Here is a 15,844-nt window from a genome sequence, read left to right as displayed (position 1 = left end):
GACGGCCCCCCGAGCCGGTGGCTCGGGGGGCCGCGTACGTACGGCGGATCAGAACAGGCGGAGCTTGTCGTCCTCGATGCCGCGCATGCCGTTGTAGTCGAGGACCACGCAGGCCATGCCGCGGTCATGGGCCAGGACACGCGCCTGCGGCTTGATCTCCTGGGCCGCGAAGACGCCCCGCACCGGGGCCAGGTGCGGGTCGCGGTTCAGCAGCTCCAGGTAGCGGGTGAGCTGCTCGACGCCGTCGATGTCCCCGCGCCGCTTGATCTCCACCGCCACCGTCGCGCCCGACGCGTCCCGGCACAGGATGTCCACGGGCCCGATCGCCGTCATGTACTCGCGCCGGATCAGCGTGTAGCCCTCGCCCAGCGTGTCGATGCGGTCGGCCAGCAGCTCCTGGAGGTGCGCCTCGACGCCGTCCTTGATGAGCCCGGGGTCGGTGCCCAGCTCGTGGGAGGAGTCGTGGAGGACTTCCTCCATGGTGATGATGAGCTTCTCGCCCGCCTTGTTGACCACGGTCCAGACGCCCGCGTCGTCCCCGCTCCCCTCCTTGAGGGTGCACGGAGGCGACATCCAGTTGAGCGGTTTGTACGCTCGGTCGTCCGCGTGGATCGAGACACTGCCGTCGGCCTTCACGAGGATCAGACGGGGTGCCGAGGGCAGATGGGCGGTGAGCCGGCCCGCGTAGTCGACGGAGCAGCGGGCGATGACGAGACGCATGGTCGGCAACGCTACTCGACCGACGGGCCTCCACGCGATTCGCCCCTGAAAGCCCCGTTCGCCGATGGCGCGTTGTATGCGCATTCTCCTGGTGCGGCACCCGGTGGGCGCCTACCGTGGTGAGCGGGAGGTTGTCAGACGTGCACGCTGCGTCGCCGTCTCCTTCCCTGCCCGTAAGACTCCGGCAACCCATATGCCCGGGGTCACGAGAGGAGAACCCATGTCGCTCGACGTCTCACCGGCCCTACTCGAACAGGCCGAGCGAGGCGAGGTCGACGAAGCCGCCTTCGTCGACTGCGTCCGGACCTCCCTGCCTTTCGCATGGGAGATGATCAGCTCGTTGGTGGCCCAGCTGGAGGTTGAGGGCGGGCAGTTCGCCGACAACCAGACGCCGCCGCCGGACGAGCAGGCCCGTGGGCAGCTGCTGCGCGCGCTCGCGAGTGACGCGATACGCGGTGCGCTGCAGCGGCACTTCGGGGTGCGCCTGGCGTTCCAGAACTGTCACCGGGTGGCGGTGTTCCCGCTGGACCCCTCGGTGGACGACCGGCTGGCCAAGTTCACCTCGATCCGGGGCCAGCTGCTCAACCAGTCGCCGGAGCTCCGCGACTGCTAGCGGGACCCGTACTTCGCTGCCGCTCCGTGTCGCGGGAGGTGCGACTGACACCGGAGCGGCAGCCCTGGTCCCGCCCAGCCGCCCTGCCCCGCTCATCCCAGCAGCGGCAGGACCTCCGCGCCGAGGCGCCGTACGTTCTCCTCCGTCGCGGCGAGGTCGCCGGAGCCCTCCGTCAGCAGGGCGAAGCGCGTGATGCCGGTGCGCTCCGAGGTCGCCGCGAGCCGGTCCGCCGCCAGGGCGGGGCTGCCGACCGGATGCAGGGCGCACAGCAGCTCCGTGTACGCGACGGGGTCGCGCATGGCGCGGTGCCGGCCGTCCACCGTCACATGGGCGTCCAGCCCCTGCCGCAGCCAGCCCGGCATCGCCTTCAGCAGGGCCTCGCGGGCGTCCGCGGTACGGTCGGCCAGCTGGCAGACCCCGGCCGACACGTGCCCGGCCGCCCGTACGGCGTCGGGGGAGTGGCCCGCCTCCCGTGCGGTGCGCCGCCACAGCGCGACCATCTCGGCCTTCTCCTCGTCCCCGCAGTGCATGCCCAGCAGCATCGGCAGCGCCCGCTCGGCGGCGAGCCGCACCGACGCCGGGGAGGTGCACGCGACGATCACTTCCGGCCCCGTCCCGTCCCCGTCGAGCGCCTCGGCCGGCCGCGGTACGACGGCCACCTCGCGGAACGCGTAGCGGGCCTCGGCGGCGCCCACCCGGGGCTCGCTCAGCCACCGCCGCAGCAGGTCCAGGTCCGCCGGGAAGCCCGACTCGTACGCCTCCAGACCGCCCCCGAACACCTCCAGGTCCACCCACGGCCCGCCGCGCCCCACCCCGAGGGTGAACCGTCCGCCCGAGGTGATGTGGAGCAGGGCCGCCTGCTCCCCGAGGGCCACCGGGTGGGTGCTCGGCAGCACGCTCACCGCCGTGCCCACCCGCAGCCGCCGGGTCCGCCCCAGCAGCAGCGCCGCCAGGGTCACCGCCGACGGGCAGACCCCGTACGGGACGAAGTGGTGCTCGGCGAGCCAGACCGAGTCCAGCCCCGCCTCCTCGGCCACCTCGGCGGTCCGCACCGCCCGGTGCAGTGCCTCGCCCTGGCCCTGGCCCGGGAACTGGGCCGCCAGTACAAACGCTCCAACGCGCATCGCCCTTAGCCTCCTCGCGGCTGACGCGGCCTCCCCCAGGTGGACCGACTCGTTGATGGGATCAACGTCTGATGGCAACAACGTCCGACACGTGCCAAAGGCACGGCCTGACGGCAAAGTTATTGAGATTGTCGGGCCGGTCCACGGGGGCCGCCGCCGTCATCCGCCACCCTGCGGGTACCCGGGCTCGCTGCGCGTAGTCTGGAGGAAAGTCACTGTCGGCCGCCCCTTCGTGAGGTATACGTGTCACCGCGCCACAACCGCCCCAGGGGCGGCGAGACTCCGGAGGAACGACCGGGCACCGGCCTCGACCGGTACGGGCTGGAGCGGACCGAGGAGTACCAGGGCGAGCAGTGGAAGGTCCGGCACGTCGCGGGCGCCAGCGCGGCGGGCAAGCGCTACCGCTGCCCCGGCTGTGACCAGGAGATCCCCTCGGGCACCCCGCACCTGGTGGCCTGGCCGGAGTACGGCGGCGTGGACGACCGGCGGCACTGGCACAAGGCCTGCTGGAACGCGAAGGACCGCCGCACCACGAAGGTGCAGCGGTCCCGCAACGCGCCGAGGTACTGAGCCGCCGGCGCCCGCGCGTCCTCAGACGTCGCGGCGGCGCACCACCGAGTACGAGGCCGCCACCGCGGCCCCCGTCACCAGCAGCAGCAGCCCCAGCTGGGCCAGGTTCCCCGGGCTCGGGCTGCCGTCCATCCCGCTGTTCGGCACCCCGAAGAGCTGGACCAGCCCCATCGGCGCGTTGTAGCGGACCACCGCCAGGCCGATGGCCTCGCTGGCCGGCCAGGCCGTCATGATCGCGCCGAGCACCGGGGGCATGGTCACCAGGCCGAGCATGACCGCGATGCCGCCCGCCGAGTGCCGTACGAAGGTCCCGACGGCGAGCGCGAGGACCCCCAGCAGGGTGACGTAGAAGCAGCCCCCCAGCGCGCCCGCCCACTCCCTCCAGCCGTGGTGCCCGGCGGCGGGACCGCTGTGCACCAGCGCGGCCGCGATGCCGACGAGGGCCACCGAGCCGAGGGTGACGCCGAAGGCGACCGTCCCGAAGACGAGGTACTTCGCGGTGAGCACCCGCAGCCGCCCGGGGGCGGCCGTGAAGGTGGTCCGTATCAGCCCGGTGCCGAACTCGGAGGAGACCGTCAGCACCCCGAGCACCATCACCGCGATCTGGCCGATCATCAGGCCGAAGACGGCGGGCGCGGTGAAGGCGAGCGACTGGTAGTCGCGCGAGTGGGTCTGGGCGACGGCGATCAGGCCGATGCCGACCACCAGGGCCACGAGCGAGCCGAGGGTCCACAGGGTGGAGCGCACCGAGGTCAGCTTGGTCCACTCAGAGGCCAGCGCGTGCCCCAGGTGGGGCCGCGGCGTCGGCAGCGGCGAGCTGTAGCCGCCCGGCCGGCGCGCGCCCGCGCCGGGGGTGGGGGCCGGGGTCGCGCCGCGGGTGGTGCTCATCGGAGGTCCTCGGTGCTGTTCTTGGCGGTGGCGGCGAGATCGGCGGCGCTGCCGGGCATCAGGAAGGGCCGCTCGCCGGCGCCGGGCGGCGGGGGAGCGAAGAAGCTCGCCGCGGCGTCCGCCGGCACGACGGGGGCCCGCGTCTCGTCCTCCCACTCCGGCAGGCTCAGCGGCTCGGGCTCCCACAGTTCCGCGCGCGGGTCGTCGGAGGAGGTGTACTCGACGGAGGACTGGGTCATCCGCATGTAGGCCTCCTCCAGCGAGGCCCGGTGCGGCGAGAGCTCCCACAGCCGTACGCCGGTCTCGTGCGCGATGTCGCTGATGCGGGGCAGCTCCAGCCCGGTCACCCGCAGCGCCCCGTCTGGCTCCTGGAGCACCCGGCCGCCCGCCCTGGTGAGCGCGCCGCCGAGGGTGACGCGGCCGTCGGGGCCGTTGCCCGCGGCGCGGACCCGGGCGAATCCGGCCGAGTTGTGGGTGATGAAGTCCTGGGTGCTCATGTCGGACAGCAGCCGGCCCCGGCCGATCACGATCAGGTGGTCGGCGGTCAGCGCCATCTCGCTCATCAGGTGGGAGGAGACGAACACGGTGCGCCCCTCGGCGGCGAGCTGGCGCATCAGGTTGCGGACCCAGCGGATGCCCTCGGGGTCGAGGCCGTTGACCGGCTCGTCGAAGAGCAGCACCTGCGGGTCGCCGAGCAGGGCGGTGGCGATGCCGAGCCGCTGGCCCATGCCGAGCGAGAAGCCCTTCGTACGCTGCCGGGCGGCGTCCTGGAGCCCGACGACGCCCAGCACCTCGTCCACCCGCCGCTCGGGGATCCCGGAGAGCTGGGCGATGGACAGCAGGTGCGTACGGGCCCGGCGGCCGCCGTGCACGGCCTTCGCGTCGAGGAGGGCCCCGACGTGCCGCTGGGCGTTCGGCAGCTCGCGGAAGGGGAGGCCGTTGATCGTGACCCGCCCGGAGGTGGGCCGGTCCAGGCCGAGGATCATGCGCATGGTCGTCGATTTGCCGGAGCCGTTGGGCCCCAGGAAACCGGTGACGTGACCCGGCTTGACCTGGAAGGAGAGGTCGTCGACGGCGGTCTTGGCGCCGAAGCGCTTGGTCAGGCCGACTGCCTCGATCATCGTGCTGCCCCTTGCCAGGCCCGGGCGGCTCTCGCCCGCGTAAGCCTTAAGAGGATATCGAGTCCCCCGCGGTTCCCGCCCGGACCGGATCCCTGAGCGACCCCTGAGATCCGGCTCGGGGATCTCCCGTAGTACTTCCGGCGTCCGCCCCGCGACGGACGCCGGAAGTCCGCTCACCGCGTCACGCGTCGCGCTTCTTGAGGACCAGGTACCCGCCGAGCAGGGCGGCGAGCACCCACAGGGCCATGATGCCGAGCCCGCCCCAGGGCCCGTAGGGCGTCTCGGCGCTGCCCATGGCGTCCGGCACGATCTGCATGATCGCCGAGCCCGCCTTGTCCGGCAGGTACTGGCCGTACTTGCGGGTCGACTCGAAGCCGCTGAGGAGGTTGGAGACGATCAGGAAGAACGGAATCAGGATGCTGATCGAGGCCACCGAGCTGCGCAGCATGGTGGCCACGCCCATGGAGAACAGGGCGAGGAGTGCCATGTACACGCCGGCGCCGACCACGGCGCGCAGGACGTGCTCCCCGCCGATGCCGGTGCTGTGGCTCCCCAGGATGGCCTGGCCCAGGAAGAACGCCACGAAGCTGGTCAGCAGCCCGACCACCAGGGCCAGCGCCGTGGCCACGGTGACCTTGCCCAGCAGGAAGCCGGCGCGCCGGGGCACGGCGGCCAGGGAGGTGCGGATCATGCCCGAGCTGTACTCGGTGCTGACCACCATCACCCCGAAGACGATCATCGCCAGCTGGCCGAACTGCATGCCGCTGAAGCTCACCAGGGTGGGGTCGAACGTGGCCCGCTCGCCCGCTCCCATGGAGTCGAAGCCCGCGTTGACCAGGGCGCAGAACGCGGCGCCGAATCCGACGGTGGCGAGGAAGGCGAGCGCCAGGGTCCAGCTCGTGGAGGCGACCGTGCGGATCTTGGTCCACTCGGAGCGCAGGACGGCGGGGAAGGAGGACACGGTCACTCGCCGCCCTTGCGCGTCGCGTCGAAGCCGGCGCCCCAGGCGGGTGCGCCGGCCGGGTCGGCGCCGGGTGTGCCGGGCGCGCCCGGCGTGCCCGGCGTGCCCGGGGCTCCCGGTGCGTGGGCGTGGTACTCGACGGAGTCCGCCGTCATGCGCATGAACGCTTCCTCCAGTGAAGCCCGTTGCGGGCTGAGTTCGTGCAGCACGATCTGGTGCTGGGCGGCCAGCTCGCCGAGCCGTTCCGCCGGTACGCCGTCGATCTCCAGCGTGCCGGTGGCCGGGACGCTGATGGCGTTGATCCCGGCCTCGTGCAGGATGTCCTTGAGCCGTTCCTGCTGGGGTGAGCGCACCCGTACGTAGCTGCGCGAGTTCTGCTGGATGAAATCGGCCATCGACAGGTCCGCCAGCAGCTTTCCCTGCCCGATGACGATCAAATGGTCTGCGGTCAGGGCCATTTCGCTCATCAGATGGGAGGAGACGAAGATCGTCCTTCCCTCCGAGGCCAGGCCCTTCATCAGATTGCGGATCCAGAGAATTCCCTCCGGGTCCAGACCATTGACGGGTTCGTCGAACATCAGGATTTCCGGATCACCGAGCAGGGCGGAGGCGATTCCCAGCCGCTGCCCCATGCCGAGCGAAAATCCTTTCGACTTCTTGCGCGCGACGGCCGTCAGCCCGACCAGGTCCAGCACCTCCGCGACCCGCTGCTCCGGGATCCGGTTCGACTGGGCGAGGCAGAGCAGGTTGTTGTACGCGCTGCGGCCGCCGTGCATGGCCTTCGCGTCCAGCAGTGCCCCGATGTGCTTCAGCGGCTCCGGCAGTTCCCGGTAGTGCTTGCCGTCGATCCGGACCGTGCCGCTGGTCGGGTTGTCGAGGTCGAGCATCATGCGCATGGTCGTGGACTTCCCGGCCCCGTTGGGGCCGAGGAAGCCGGTGACCACCCCCGGTCTGACCTGGAAGCTGAGGTGGTCCACGGCGGTCTTGGCGCCGAAGCGTTTGGTAAGGCCCTCAAGCTCGATCATGTGGCCACGCTAGAACGCCGAAGGGCCGCACGCCACCTCAAACGGGTGACGGACGGCCCAACGTCGGCGGGCGTGCGCGGACTCGGCGTCAGCGGCTCTGCTGCGCCGGTACGCCACGGGACACCGGCTCGTCGTCGACGATCGGGTTCGCGGCGGCCACGGCGGCACCGGTCAGCGTCGCCAGCATCTCGCGGACGTTGGTCAGCTGCGCGTTGATCGAGTCGCGGCGGTTGGTGAGCGCCGCCAGCTCGCGCTCGGACTCGCTGCGGATGCGGTCGGCCTTGGCGTTGGCGTCGGCGACGATGTCCTCGGCCTGGCGCTGCGCGGTCTCCACCGTCTGGCGGGCCCGGCGCTCGGCGTCCGTACGGAGCTTCTCCGCCTCCAGGCGCAGCTGCTCGGCGCGGTGCTCGATCTCCGCGAGACGCTTCTCGGCCTTCTGCTGGCGCGAGGCCAGGTCGCGCTCGGACTGCTCGCGCCGCTTGGCCAGGTTGGTCTCGAAGTCCGCGGCGGCCTGGGCGGCCTTCGCACGGGTCTCCTCGAACAGCGCGTCGGCCTCCTCGCGCTTGGAGGCCGCGTCCTTCTGGGCCTCGGCGCGCAGGGTGGAGGCGTCGCCCTTGGCCTTCTCGACGATGCGGACGCCCTCGTCCTCCGCCTTCGACTTGCGGTCCGCCGCGAACGACTCGGCGTCGTTGCGCACCTGCTGGGCGGCCGACTCCGCCAGCTCACGGTGCTGCTCGGCCGCGCGGCGGGCCTCCTCACGCAGATCCTTCGCCTCCTCCTCGGCCAGCCGGAGGATCTTCTCGACCCGGGCACCGAGGCCGGCGTACGACGGCTCCGCGTCGCTCACCTGGGCCTGGGCGTTCTGCGTTTCGAGGTGCAGCTCCTCGATGCGCTTTTCCAGAGAGTTGATACGTCCAAGGGCGCTGTCGCGGTCGGAGACCAGCTTGGTAATGCGGTCGTCCACCTGACCACGGTCGTAACCACGCCGCACGAGCTCGAAGCCGAAGGGGGAGGAAGTGTCGCTCATGGGGTTCCTGTCGAATGAGACCGATGAGGTGCTACGTGAGGTGTTAAGGGGAATCCTAGGCCTCCGGGCGGCGTGTCATCGAGTCAATCCATGTTTGCCCCGGACAATGACACCCCTTTTGAGTGGCAAGGCGGCGGAATGCTTGTCATTTCGTTGCCTGAACCTCCTTCAGAAGCACACATCCCGGCGTCCTGGCTAGCCCTCTGACGTCTTACCACCCGATCGAGTGGAACCCGCTGTCGCGCCGGCCTTCACGCCCCCCGCGCCCTGGCCGCCCACCGCGGGCTTCGCGCCAGCCGAAGGTGCCTCGAAAGACTCCAACGCCTCAAGAACGTCCTGGACACGGGAGATCTCCGCCTGGATGTCCTCGCGCCTGCGCACCAGGACCTCCAGCTCACGACGGCCCTCGTCGACCAGCCGCGCCGCCTCCGCCTTCGCCTCGGCCAGCGCCTTCTCGGCCTGCCGCGCCAGCTCCGCCTTCTTCTGCTCGGCCTCCTTGAGCAGCGTCTCCGCCTTGCGCACCGCGGCGATGCGGACCTTGCTCGCCTCGCTGCTCGCGTCCGACACCAGCTCCTTGGCCTTCGCCTCGGCCTCGACGCTCTGCTCGGTCGCCGCGCGCACCAGCTTGTCCACGCGCTCCCCGGCGGACTTCATCTGCTCCGCCGACTCCCGGCGGGCCCGCTCGTGCAGCTCCTCCACCTCGGACTCGACCCGGGTACGCAGCTCCTCGGCCCGCTCCCTTATGGCGGCCGCGTCCGTACGCGCCCCGACCAGCAGCTCGTCGGCGTCCGTACGGGCCTTCTCCACCAGGGAGTTGCCCTCGACGGTCGCCTCCGAGGTGATCCGCGCGGCCTCCTTGCGGGCCGCGTCGACCATCGCGTCGGCCTGCTCCTCGGCGGCCGTGGTCGCGGCCAGCGCCTGCCGGCCCGCGTCCGTGGTCAGCTTCTCGGCCTCCGCCGCCGCCTCCGTGATGAGCCGGTCCACCTGCTCCGCGGCCTCGCTGCGGCGCTTGTTGGCCGCCTCGCGCGCCTCGTCCAGCAGCCGCTCCGACTCCGTACGGGCCTCGGTGCGCGTGCGCTCCGCCGCCGAGGCGGCCTCCGCCTTGACCCGCTCCGCCTCGGACCGGGTGCGCGTCGCGTGCTCCTGCGCCGAGGCCAGCGCCTCCGCCGCCTCCGCGCGCAGCCGCTCGGCCTCGTCGCGCGCCTCGCCGACCGTACGCTCGTTGTCCTTGCGGGTCCGCTCGGTGAGCTTCTCCGCCTCCGCCGTCGCCCCGGTGATGAGCCGGTCGGCCTGCTCGGCCGCCTCCGTACGGAGCCGGCCCGCCTCGGCGCGCGCCTCGTCGAGGCTCTGCTCGGCGTCCCGTTCGGCGCTCGCCAGGGTCTCGTTCGCCGCGACCGTGACGCGCTCCGCCTCCGCGGTGGCCTCGCCGATGATCCGGCCGCCCTCCGCGCGGGCCTCGTCCAGCGTCCGGGCCGCCTCGGTGCGCAGCCGCTCGGCCTCCGCCGCGGCCTCGCCGACGGTGAGTTCGTTCGCCGCGCGGGTCTCCTCGACCAGCCGGTCGCCCTCGGCGCGCGACTCGACCAGGATCCGGGCCGAGTCCCGCTCCGCCGCGGCCAGCGTCTCCGCCGCCTGCGCCGTGAGCTTCTGCGCCTCGGCCGTGGCCCCGGCGAGGAGCCGGTCCGCCTGCTCGGCGGCCTCGGTGCGCAGCCGGTTGGCCTCGGCGCGGGCCCCGTCCAGGGTCTGCGCCGCCTCGGCGCGCAGCGCGTCGGCCGCCTCCTGGGCCTCGCCGACCGTGAGCTCGTTGGCCGCGCGGGTCTCCTCCGTGAGCCGCTCCGCCTCGGCGGAGGCCTCCGTGATGAGCCGGTCCGCCTGCTCGGCGGCCTCGCTGCGCAGCCGGTTGCCCTCGGCGCGGGCCTCGTCCAGGGTGGCGTCCGCCTCGGCGCGGGCGGCCTCCGCCGCCAGCTCCGCCTCGACGGTGAGCCGCTCGGCCTCCGCGCGGGCCTCGTCGACCGTGGCCGCGTTGGCCGCCAGGGTCTCCTCGGTCAGGCGCTCCGCCTCCGCCGTCGCCTCGGCGACGATCCGGGTGCCCTCGGCGCGCGCGGCCTCCAGGGACTCGGCCGCCTCGCCGCGGATCCGGTTCGCGTCGTCCCGGGCGTCCGCCCGGGTCCGCGCCGCGTCCCGCTCGGACGACGCCAGGGCGTCCGTGGCCTCCGTACGCACCCGCTGCGCGTACTCCGCAGTGTCGGCCCGCAGTTGCTCGGCCTCGACGATCGCCTCGCCGACCGTGCGCTCCGCCAGGGCCTTCGCCGCGTCCGTCTCGACCCGGGCCTCGTCGCGCACCCGGGCCGCGTCCTCGGCCGCCCGCTCCCGCTCCGCGTGGGCGTCGGCGCGGACCCGGTCCGCCTCCTCCACCGCCTCGGTGCGCGTACGCTCCGCCGCGTGCTCGGCCGCGCTGCGCAGCCCGGCGACCTCCTCCTCGGCCTGCTCGTGCAGCCCGGCCACCGAGTCGCGCACCTGCTGGGCGGTGGCCTCGGCCGCCGCGACCAGCTCCGCCGCGCGCCGCTCGGCCTCCTCCGTCAGGCGGGCCGCCTCGGCCTGCGCCTCCTCGGAGCGCCTGCGGGCCTGCGCCAGCAGCTCCTCGCTCTGCTCGCGGGCCTGCGCCCGCTCGTTGCCCGCGTCCGTCCGGGCCGCCGACAGGGTCTCCTCGGCCTCGCGGCGCCGCCGCGCGGCCTCCTCCTGGGCGGCGGCCAGCGCCTCCGCGGCCTCCGTCGCGACCCGCTCGGCGGCGGCCTTGGCCTCCGCGCGCACCCGGTCGGCGCTCTCCTGCGCCTCGGTGCGCAGCCGCTCCGACTCCGCCTCCGCCTCGGCCCGCAGCCGTACGGAGACCTGCTCGGCCTCCGCGCGCACCCGGCCCGCGTCGTCGGCGGCCTCCGTGCGCAGCTGGTCGGCCTCCGCCTCCGACTGGGCCTGGAGGGTGCGGATCCGCTCCGCCGACTCCGCGCGCAGCCGGTCGTTCTCCTCGGAGGTCTCCTTGCGGACCGCCTCCGCCGCCGTGCGGGCGTCACGCAGCGTCTGCTCGGCCGTCGTCAGCCGCGTCTCGGCGTCCGTGTGCAGGCGTACGAGCTCCGTCTCGGCCTCCGCCCGCTTGGCGGCCAGCGCCTGTTCGGTCTCCTCGCGCCGGGCCCGGGCCGCCGCGTCCGCCTCGGCGGCCACCGCGGCGGCCTGCTCCTCGGCCTCCGCGCGCAGCCGGTCGGCCTCCGCGCGGGTGCGCTCCAGGGTCTCCTCCGCCTGGCGGCGCAGGGTGGTGGCCCGCTCCACGGCTTCGGCGCGGACCCGCTCGCTCTCGGCGGTGGCACCGGCGCGCAGCTCGTCCGCGTCCGACTTGGCCTTGCCGAGCAGCTCCTCGGCGGTCCGGGCCGCCTCCTCGATCTGCTGGACCGCCTCGCGCCGGGCCTCCCCGCGGATCCGCTCGCCCTCGGCGACGGCCTCCGCGCGCAGCTGCTCGGCCTCGCCGCGCAGCCGGCGGGCCTCCTCCTGGAGTTCGACCGTACGGGCCCGGTACTCCTCGGTGTCGTCCTTCGCCGCGCCCTTGAGCTCGTCGGCGGTGGCCGCCGCCTGCGCGCGCAGCCGCTCGGCCTCGGCCTCCGCCTCGCGGCGGATCCGCTCGGCCTCCTCGGAGGCGGCACGGGTGGTGGCCCGCGCGTCCTCCGAGGCCTTGTTCAGTACGTCCTCGGCGGTGCGGGCCGCCTTCGCCAGCTGCGCCGCGGTGTCCTCGGCGGCGGCCGTACGGGCCTGCTCGCCGGCCTCCGTGCGCAGCCGCTCCGCCTCCGCGCGGGCATCGGCCAGCGCCTGCTCGGCCTCGGCCTTGAGGACCTCGGCCTCCTTGGTGGCCTGGCCGACCAGCCGGGCGACCTGCTCCTTCGCGGTGCGGGTGCGCTGCTCGTTGACGGACTCCGCCGAGGCGAGCTGCCGGGCGGCGCTCTCCTTGGCGTCCGCGAGCAGGGCCTCGGCCTCGGCGCGGGCCGCGCGCAGCGCCCCGTCCGCCTCCTGGACGCGTTCCTCGGCCACCCGGCCGAGGTCCAGGGTCTGCCGGCGGGTCTGCTCGGCCTCGGCGCTGGTGCTGCTGCGCAGCCGCTCCGCGTGCTCGGTGGCCTCCTGGGCCTGCGCGGAGGCGGCGGCCAGCAGCCGCTCGGCCTCCTTGCGGGCGCGCAGCAGCGTGGTCTCGGCCTCGCTGCGGGCGGCCTCCGCGTCGGCGGCGAGCCGCCGGCGGGCCTCCTCGACGGTCCGGGCGGCCTCGGCACGGGCGGCGTTCAGCGCCTGCTCGGCCTCGGCACGGGACTCGTCCATGAGCCGGCGGGCCTGGGACTCGGTACGGGCGCGCAGCTGTTCGGCCCAGGCGACGTTCTCGTTGACGTGCGCCTCGACCGTCTGGCGGCGCTCGTTGAGCTCCTGGTCCAGGCGCTGGCGCCGGTTGACCGCCTCGGCGTGCAGCTCGGCCTGGAGGCGGGCCTGGTGTTCGGCGTGCTCCTGGAGGATGCGCTGGGTCTGCGCCCGGGCGTCGCGCAGCTCGCGCTCGGCGTCCGAGCGCATCTGGTCGGCCTGGATCTGGGCATTGCGGAGCAGCTGCTCCGCCTGATAGCCCATGTCCGCGCTGTCGTACGCGGGCCGGGACGCGAGATTGCGGCGCACCTCGTGGAGCTTGGCGCGCAGCACTTCGACCTGGTACCCCAGGTCCTCGGCGTGCTGGACGGCCTTCCCGCGCTCCTTCTTCAGCCGCTCCATCTCGGCTTCGAACCGCGTGAGATGGTCGGCTTCAGCCTGATGGCTCTCCTGGCTTTCGTAGCCCCGCACAGCGCGGTCCCATCCGTCCCCTGGTCGCAAGCTCACTCCCAAATGAGCATCGCTCGCCCGCTGAACGACGCCCCCGGGGAATGGTGTCAGATACCGGGGCAGGGGTCACAGGCCCCGACCCCGTCTCCGCACCGAACCCCGGCCGAGCCAGTGCCACTCTACCGGCCGGGGAATGGGGGCATCAGTGATCAGGGTTCGAGGTGACCAGTTCGGTCAGGACTCCGTGGCAGTCCTTGGGGTGCAGGAAGGTGATCCGGGAGCCCATGGAGCCGGTTCGCGGCTCGTCGTAGAGGACCCGTACGCCCTTGCCGCGGATGGCCTCGGAGTCACCGTCGACGTCCGCGGTGCCGAAGGCGATGTGGTGCACGCCCTCGCCGTTCTTGGCCAGCCACTTGCCCACCGCGGAGTCCTCGCGGGTGGGCTCCAGGAGCTGGAGGTAGGAGGCCCCGCCGTCGGAGGTCTCGTTGATCTTGAGCATGGCCTCGCGCACGCCCTGTTCCTCGTTGACCTCGGTGTGGAACACCTCGAAACCGTACGTGGCACGGTAGAACTCGACGGTCTTGTCGAGGTCGAAGCAGGCGATCCCGATGTGGTCGATCCTTGTCAGCATGGGACCAGTGCACCGCCGCGGAGGGTGGTTACGCAACGTGCCAGCGATCACACCGACTGCCGGGTGACTGCGCGGGTACCGCTCAGTACATTCGGGTAAACCCTCGTTCACTCCTCATCCAAGGGGCTGTGCCTCATGTCCGGAACGAACAACACCACTTCAGTGATCGTCGCCGGGGCCCGCACGCCCATGGGGCGTCTGCTCGGCTCGCTGAAGTCCTTCTCGGGCGCCGATCTCGGCGGTTTCGCCATCAAGTCCGCGCTGGACCGGGCCGGTATCTCCGGCGACCAGGTCCAGTACGTGATCATGGGCCAGGTGCTCCAGGCCGGCGCGGGCCAGATCCCCGCCCGCCAGGCCGCCGTGAAGGCCGGCATCCCCATGAACGTCCCGGCGCTCACCATCAACAAGGTGTGCCTCTCGGGCCTGGACGCCATCGCCCTCGCCGACCAGCTCATCCGCGCCGGGGAGTTCGACATCGTGGTCGCGGGCGGCCAGGAGTCGATGACGAACGCCCCGCACCTGCTGCCGAAGTCGCGCGAGGGCTTCAAGTACGGCGCCATCGAGATGCTCGACGCGATGGCCTACGACGGCCTCACCGACGCGTTCGAGAACATCGCGATGGGCGAGTCCACCGAGAAGCACAACACCCGCCTGGGCATCGAGCGCGCCCCGCAGGACGAGTTCGCGGCCGCCTCCCACCAGCGTGCCGCCGCCGCGCAGAAGAACGGCGTCTTCGAGGCGGAGATCACCCCGGTCGAGATCCCGCAGCGCAAGGGCGACCCGGTGATCTTCGCGCAGGACGAGGGCATCCGCCCCGAGACCACGGCGGAGTCCCTCGGCAAGCTGCGCCCGGCCTTCGCCAAGGACGGCACCATCACCGCCGGCACCTCCTCGCAGATCTCCGACGGCGCGGCCGCCGTGGTCGTGATGAGCAAGGCCAAGGCCGAGGAGCTGGGCCTGGAGTGGATCGCCGAGATCGGCGCCCACGGCAATGTGGCGGGTCCCGACAACTCGCTCCAGTCGCAGCCCTCGAACGCCATCCTGCACGCCCTGAAGAAGGAGGGCCTGGAGGTGGCCGACCTCGACCTGATCGAGATCAACGAGGCCTTCGCGGCGGTCGCCGTGCAGTCAATGAAGGACCTCGGCGTGACCCCGGAAAAGGTGAACGTCAACGGTGGCGCCATTGCCCTCGGCCACCCCATCGGCATGTCCGGCGCCCGCGTCGTGCTGCACCTGGCGCTGGAGCTCAAGCGCCGGGGCGGCGGCGTCGGCGCGGCCGCGCTGTGCGGTGGCGGCGGCCAGGGCGACGCCCTCGTGATCCGCGTCGCGAAGGCGTAGGCGGCCCCATGGCGACGGTGGACGTCCCCACGCTGGTGGCGCAGGCCCGGGAGGGCCGGCCGCGGGCCGTGGCCCGGCTGATCTCACTGGTCGAGGGGGCGTCCCCGCACCTGCGCGAGGTGATGGCGGCCCTGGCCCCGCTGACCGGCGGCGCGTACGTCGTCGGCCTGACCGGCTCGCCCGGGGTCGGCAAGTCGACCTCGACCTCGGCCCTCGTGACGGCCTACCGCAAGGCCGGCAAGCGGGTCGGGGTGCTCGCCGTGGACCCGTCCTCGCCCTTCTCGGGCGGGGCGCTGCTCGGCGACCGGGTCCGCATGTCGGACCACGCCTCCGACCCCGGGGTCTACATCCGCTCCATGGCCACCCGGGGCCACCTGGGCGGTCTCGCCTGGGCGGCGCCGCAGGCGATCCGGGTGCTGGACGCGGCGGGGTGCGAGGTGGTCCTCGTCGAGACGGTGGGCGTCGGGCAGTCCGAGGTGGAGATCGCCTCGCAGGCGGACACCTCGGTGGTGCTGCTGGCGCCCGGGATGGGCGACGGGATCCAGGCCGCGAAGGCCGGGATCCTGGAGATCGGCGACGTGTACGTGGTGAACAAGGCCGACCGGGACGGCGCGGACGCGACCGCCCGGGAGCTGAACCACATGCTGGGCCTCGGCGAGTCCCGCGGGCCGGGCGACTGGCGGCCGCCGATCGTGAAGACGGTCGCGGCCCGCGCGCAGGGCATCGACGAACTCGTCGAGGCGCTGGAGAAGCACCGGGCCTGGATGGAGGAGCGCGGGGTTCTCGACGGGCGCCGGGCGGCGCGCGCCGCCCGGGAGGTCGAGACCATCGCGCTCACCACCCTGCGCGGCCGGCTCGCCGACCTGCGCGGGGACGCCCGGCTCGACGCGCTGGCCGTAAGGGTCGCCGCGGGCGAGCTGGATCCGTACGCGGCCGCCGACACCCTGCTGGACGGCCTGACGGAGGGCTGAGCGCGGGGCGGGGGCGGTGCCGTAG

13 protein-coding genes are annotated in these 15,844 nt (G+C 73.2%); 4 read left to right on the top strand and 9 right to left on the bottom strand.

The genetic code is table 11. The features are described 5' to 3' along the window. Positions 1–48: 48 nt before the first annotated feature. Positions 49–720, bottom strand: a complete 672-nt coding sequence (nucS, locus tag ACZ6ZT_RS08715) for an endonuclease NucS (RefSeq protein WP_469716849.1) — start codon at positions 718–720, stop codon at positions 49–51. A gap of 220 nt (positions 721–940) precedes the next feature. Between nucS and ACZ6ZT_RS08710 the strand changes: the two genes are divergently transcribed. After that, positions 941–1,333, top strand: a complete 393-nt coding sequence (locus tag ACZ6ZT_RS08710) for an SCO5389 family protein (protein WP_469716847.1) — start codon at positions 941–943, stop codon at positions 1,331–1,333. A 92-nt stretch (positions 1,334–1,425) separates the two neighbouring features. Here ACZ6ZT_RS08710 and ACZ6ZT_RS08705 read toward each other — a convergent pair whose 3' ends face one another. Beyond that, complete coding sequence (locus ACZ6ZT_RS08705) at positions 1,426–2,457, bottom strand: LLM class flavin-dependent oxidoreductase (protein ID WP_469716846.1); 1,032 nt, start codon at positions 2,455–2,457, stop codon at positions 1,426–1,428. Between the two features lie 243 nt (positions 2,458–2,700). Here ACZ6ZT_RS08705 and ACZ6ZT_RS08700 point away from each other — a divergent pair, with 243 nt between their 5' ends. Then, positions 2,701–3,027, top strand: a complete 327-nt coding sequence (locus ACZ6ZT_RS08700; RefSeq protein WP_469716845.1) for an ATP/GTP-binding protein — start codon at positions 2,701–2,703, stop codon at positions 3,025–3,027. Between the two features lie 21 nt (positions 3,028–3,048). Here ACZ6ZT_RS08700 and ACZ6ZT_RS08695 read toward each other — a convergent pair whose 3' ends face one another. The 7 genes from ACZ6ZT_RS08695 to mce all read right to left on the bottom strand — a co-directional run bounded on the left by ACZ6ZT_RS08695 (position 3,049) and on the right by mce (position 13,510). Next, positions 3,049–3,915, bottom strand: coding sequence for an ABC transporter permease (locus ACZ6ZT_RS08695; RefSeq protein WP_469716844.1), 867 nt, complete (start codon positions 3,913–3,915; stop codon positions 3,049–3,051). Continuing rightward, on the bottom strand, positions 3,912–5,036 hold the full coding sequence (locus ACZ6ZT_RS08690) for an ABC transporter ATP-binding protein (protein WP_469716842.1): 1,125 nt from the start codon (positions 5,034–5,036) through the stop codon (positions 3,912–3,914). The genes ACZ6ZT_RS08695 and ACZ6ZT_RS08690 overlap by 4 nt, the downstream gene beginning before the upstream one ends. Before the next feature lie 181 nt (positions 5,037–5,217). Continuing rightward, the gene (locus ACZ6ZT_RS08685; protein WP_469717296.1) at positions 5,218–5,997 is read right to left on the bottom strand and encodes an ABC transporter permease; all 780 of its coding nucleotides are present in this window, start codon (positions 5,995–5,997) and stop codon (positions 5,218–5,220) included. Between the two features lie 2 nt (positions 5,998–5,999). Further along, positions 6,000–7,022, bottom strand: coding sequence for an ATP-binding cassette domain-containing protein (locus ACZ6ZT_RS08680; RefSeq protein WP_469716841.1), 1,023 nt, complete (start codon positions 7,020–7,022; stop codon positions 6,000–6,002). Positions 7,023–7,110: 88 nt separating this feature from the next. Beyond that, entirely contained in the window at positions 7,111–8,049 is a 939-nt protein-coding gene (locus ACZ6ZT_RS08675) for a coiled-coil domain-containing protein (protein ID WP_280916187.1), read from the bottom strand. A gap of 195 nt (positions 8,050–8,244) precedes the next feature. Further along, positions 8,245–12,900 carry a polarized growth protein Scy gene (gene scy / locus ACZ6ZT_RS08670; RefSeq protein WP_469716839.1) on the bottom strand — a complete coding sequence of 1,552 codons (4,656 nt, stop codon included), beginning with the start codon at positions 12,898–12,900 and terminating at the stop codon, positions 8,245–8,247. A gap of 181 nt (positions 12,901–13,081) precedes the next feature. Further along, entirely contained in the window at positions 13,082–13,510 is a 429-nt protein-coding gene (gene mce, locus ACZ6ZT_RS08665; protein WP_356209660.1) for a methylmalonyl-CoA epimerase, read from the bottom strand. 135 nt (positions 13,511–13,645) lie between these two features. On the opposite strand from mce, the gene ACZ6ZT_RS08660 reads away from it, so the two are divergent. Continuing rightward, entirely contained in the window at positions 13,646–14,848 is a 1,203-nt protein-coding gene (locus ACZ6ZT_RS08660; RefSeq protein ID WP_469716838.1) for an acetyl-CoA C-acetyltransferase, read from the top strand. An 8-nt stretch (positions 14,849–14,856) separates the two neighbouring features. Continuing rightward, positions 14,857–15,819 (top strand): methylmalonyl Co-A mutase-associated GTPase MeaB, encoded by a 963-nt coding sequence (gene meaB, locus ACZ6ZT_RS08655; RefSeq protein WP_469716837.1) that lies wholly within the window; start codon positions 14,857–14,859, stop codon positions 15,817–15,819. Positions 15,820–15,844: the final 25 nt, after the last annotated feature.

It is taken from the genome of Streptomyces sp. NPDC102258, from assembly GCF_055584685.1.
This window is presented reverse-complemented; position numbering and strand designations above follow the sequence as displayed.

What these genes read in the sequence shown, in the direction of transcription:
- nucS (WP_469716849.1), bottom strand. Translation starts at nt 720, where the DNA reads ATGCGTCTCGTCATCGCCCGCTGCTCCGTCGACTACGCGGGCCGGCTC.
- ACZ6ZT_RS08710 (WP_469716847.1), top strand. Translation starts at nt 941, where the DNA reads ATGTCGCTCGACGTCTCACCGGCCCTACTCGAACAGGCCGAGCGAGGC.
- ACZ6ZT_RS08705 (WP_469716846.1), bottom strand. Translation starts at nt 2,457, where the DNA reads ATGCGCGTTGGAGCGTTTGTACTGGCGGCCCAGTTCCCGGGCCAGGGC.
- ACZ6ZT_RS08695 (WP_469716844.1), bottom strand. Translation starts at nt 3,915, where the DNA reads ATGAGCACCACCCGCGGCGCGACCCCGGCCCCCACCCCCGGCGCGGGC.
- ACZ6ZT_RS08690 (WP_469716842.1), bottom strand. Translation starts at nt 5,036, where the DNA reads ATGATCGAGGCAGTCGGCCTGACCAAGCGCTTCGGCGCCAAGACCGCC.
- ACZ6ZT_RS08680 (WP_469716841.1), bottom strand. Translation starts at nt 7,022, where the DNA reads ATGATCGAGCTTGAGGGCCTTACCAAACGCTTCGGCGCCAAGACCGCC.
- ACZ6ZT_RS08675 (WP_280916187.1), bottom strand. Translation starts at nt 8,049, where the DNA reads ATGAGCGACACTTCCTCCCCCTTCGGCTTCGAGCTCGTGCGGCGTGGT.
- mce (WP_356209660.1), bottom strand. Translation starts at nt 13,510, where the DNA reads ATGCTGACAAGGATCGACCACATCGGGATCGCCTGCTTCGACCTCGAC.
- ACZ6ZT_RS08660 (WP_469716838.1), top strand. Translation starts at nt 13,646, where the DNA reads ATGTCCGGAACGAACAACACCACTTCAGTGATCGTCGCCGGGGCCCGC.
- meaB (WP_469716837.1), top strand. Translation starts at nt 14,857, where the DNA reads ATGGCGACGGTGGACGTCCCCACGCTGGTGGCGCAGGCCCGGGAGGGC.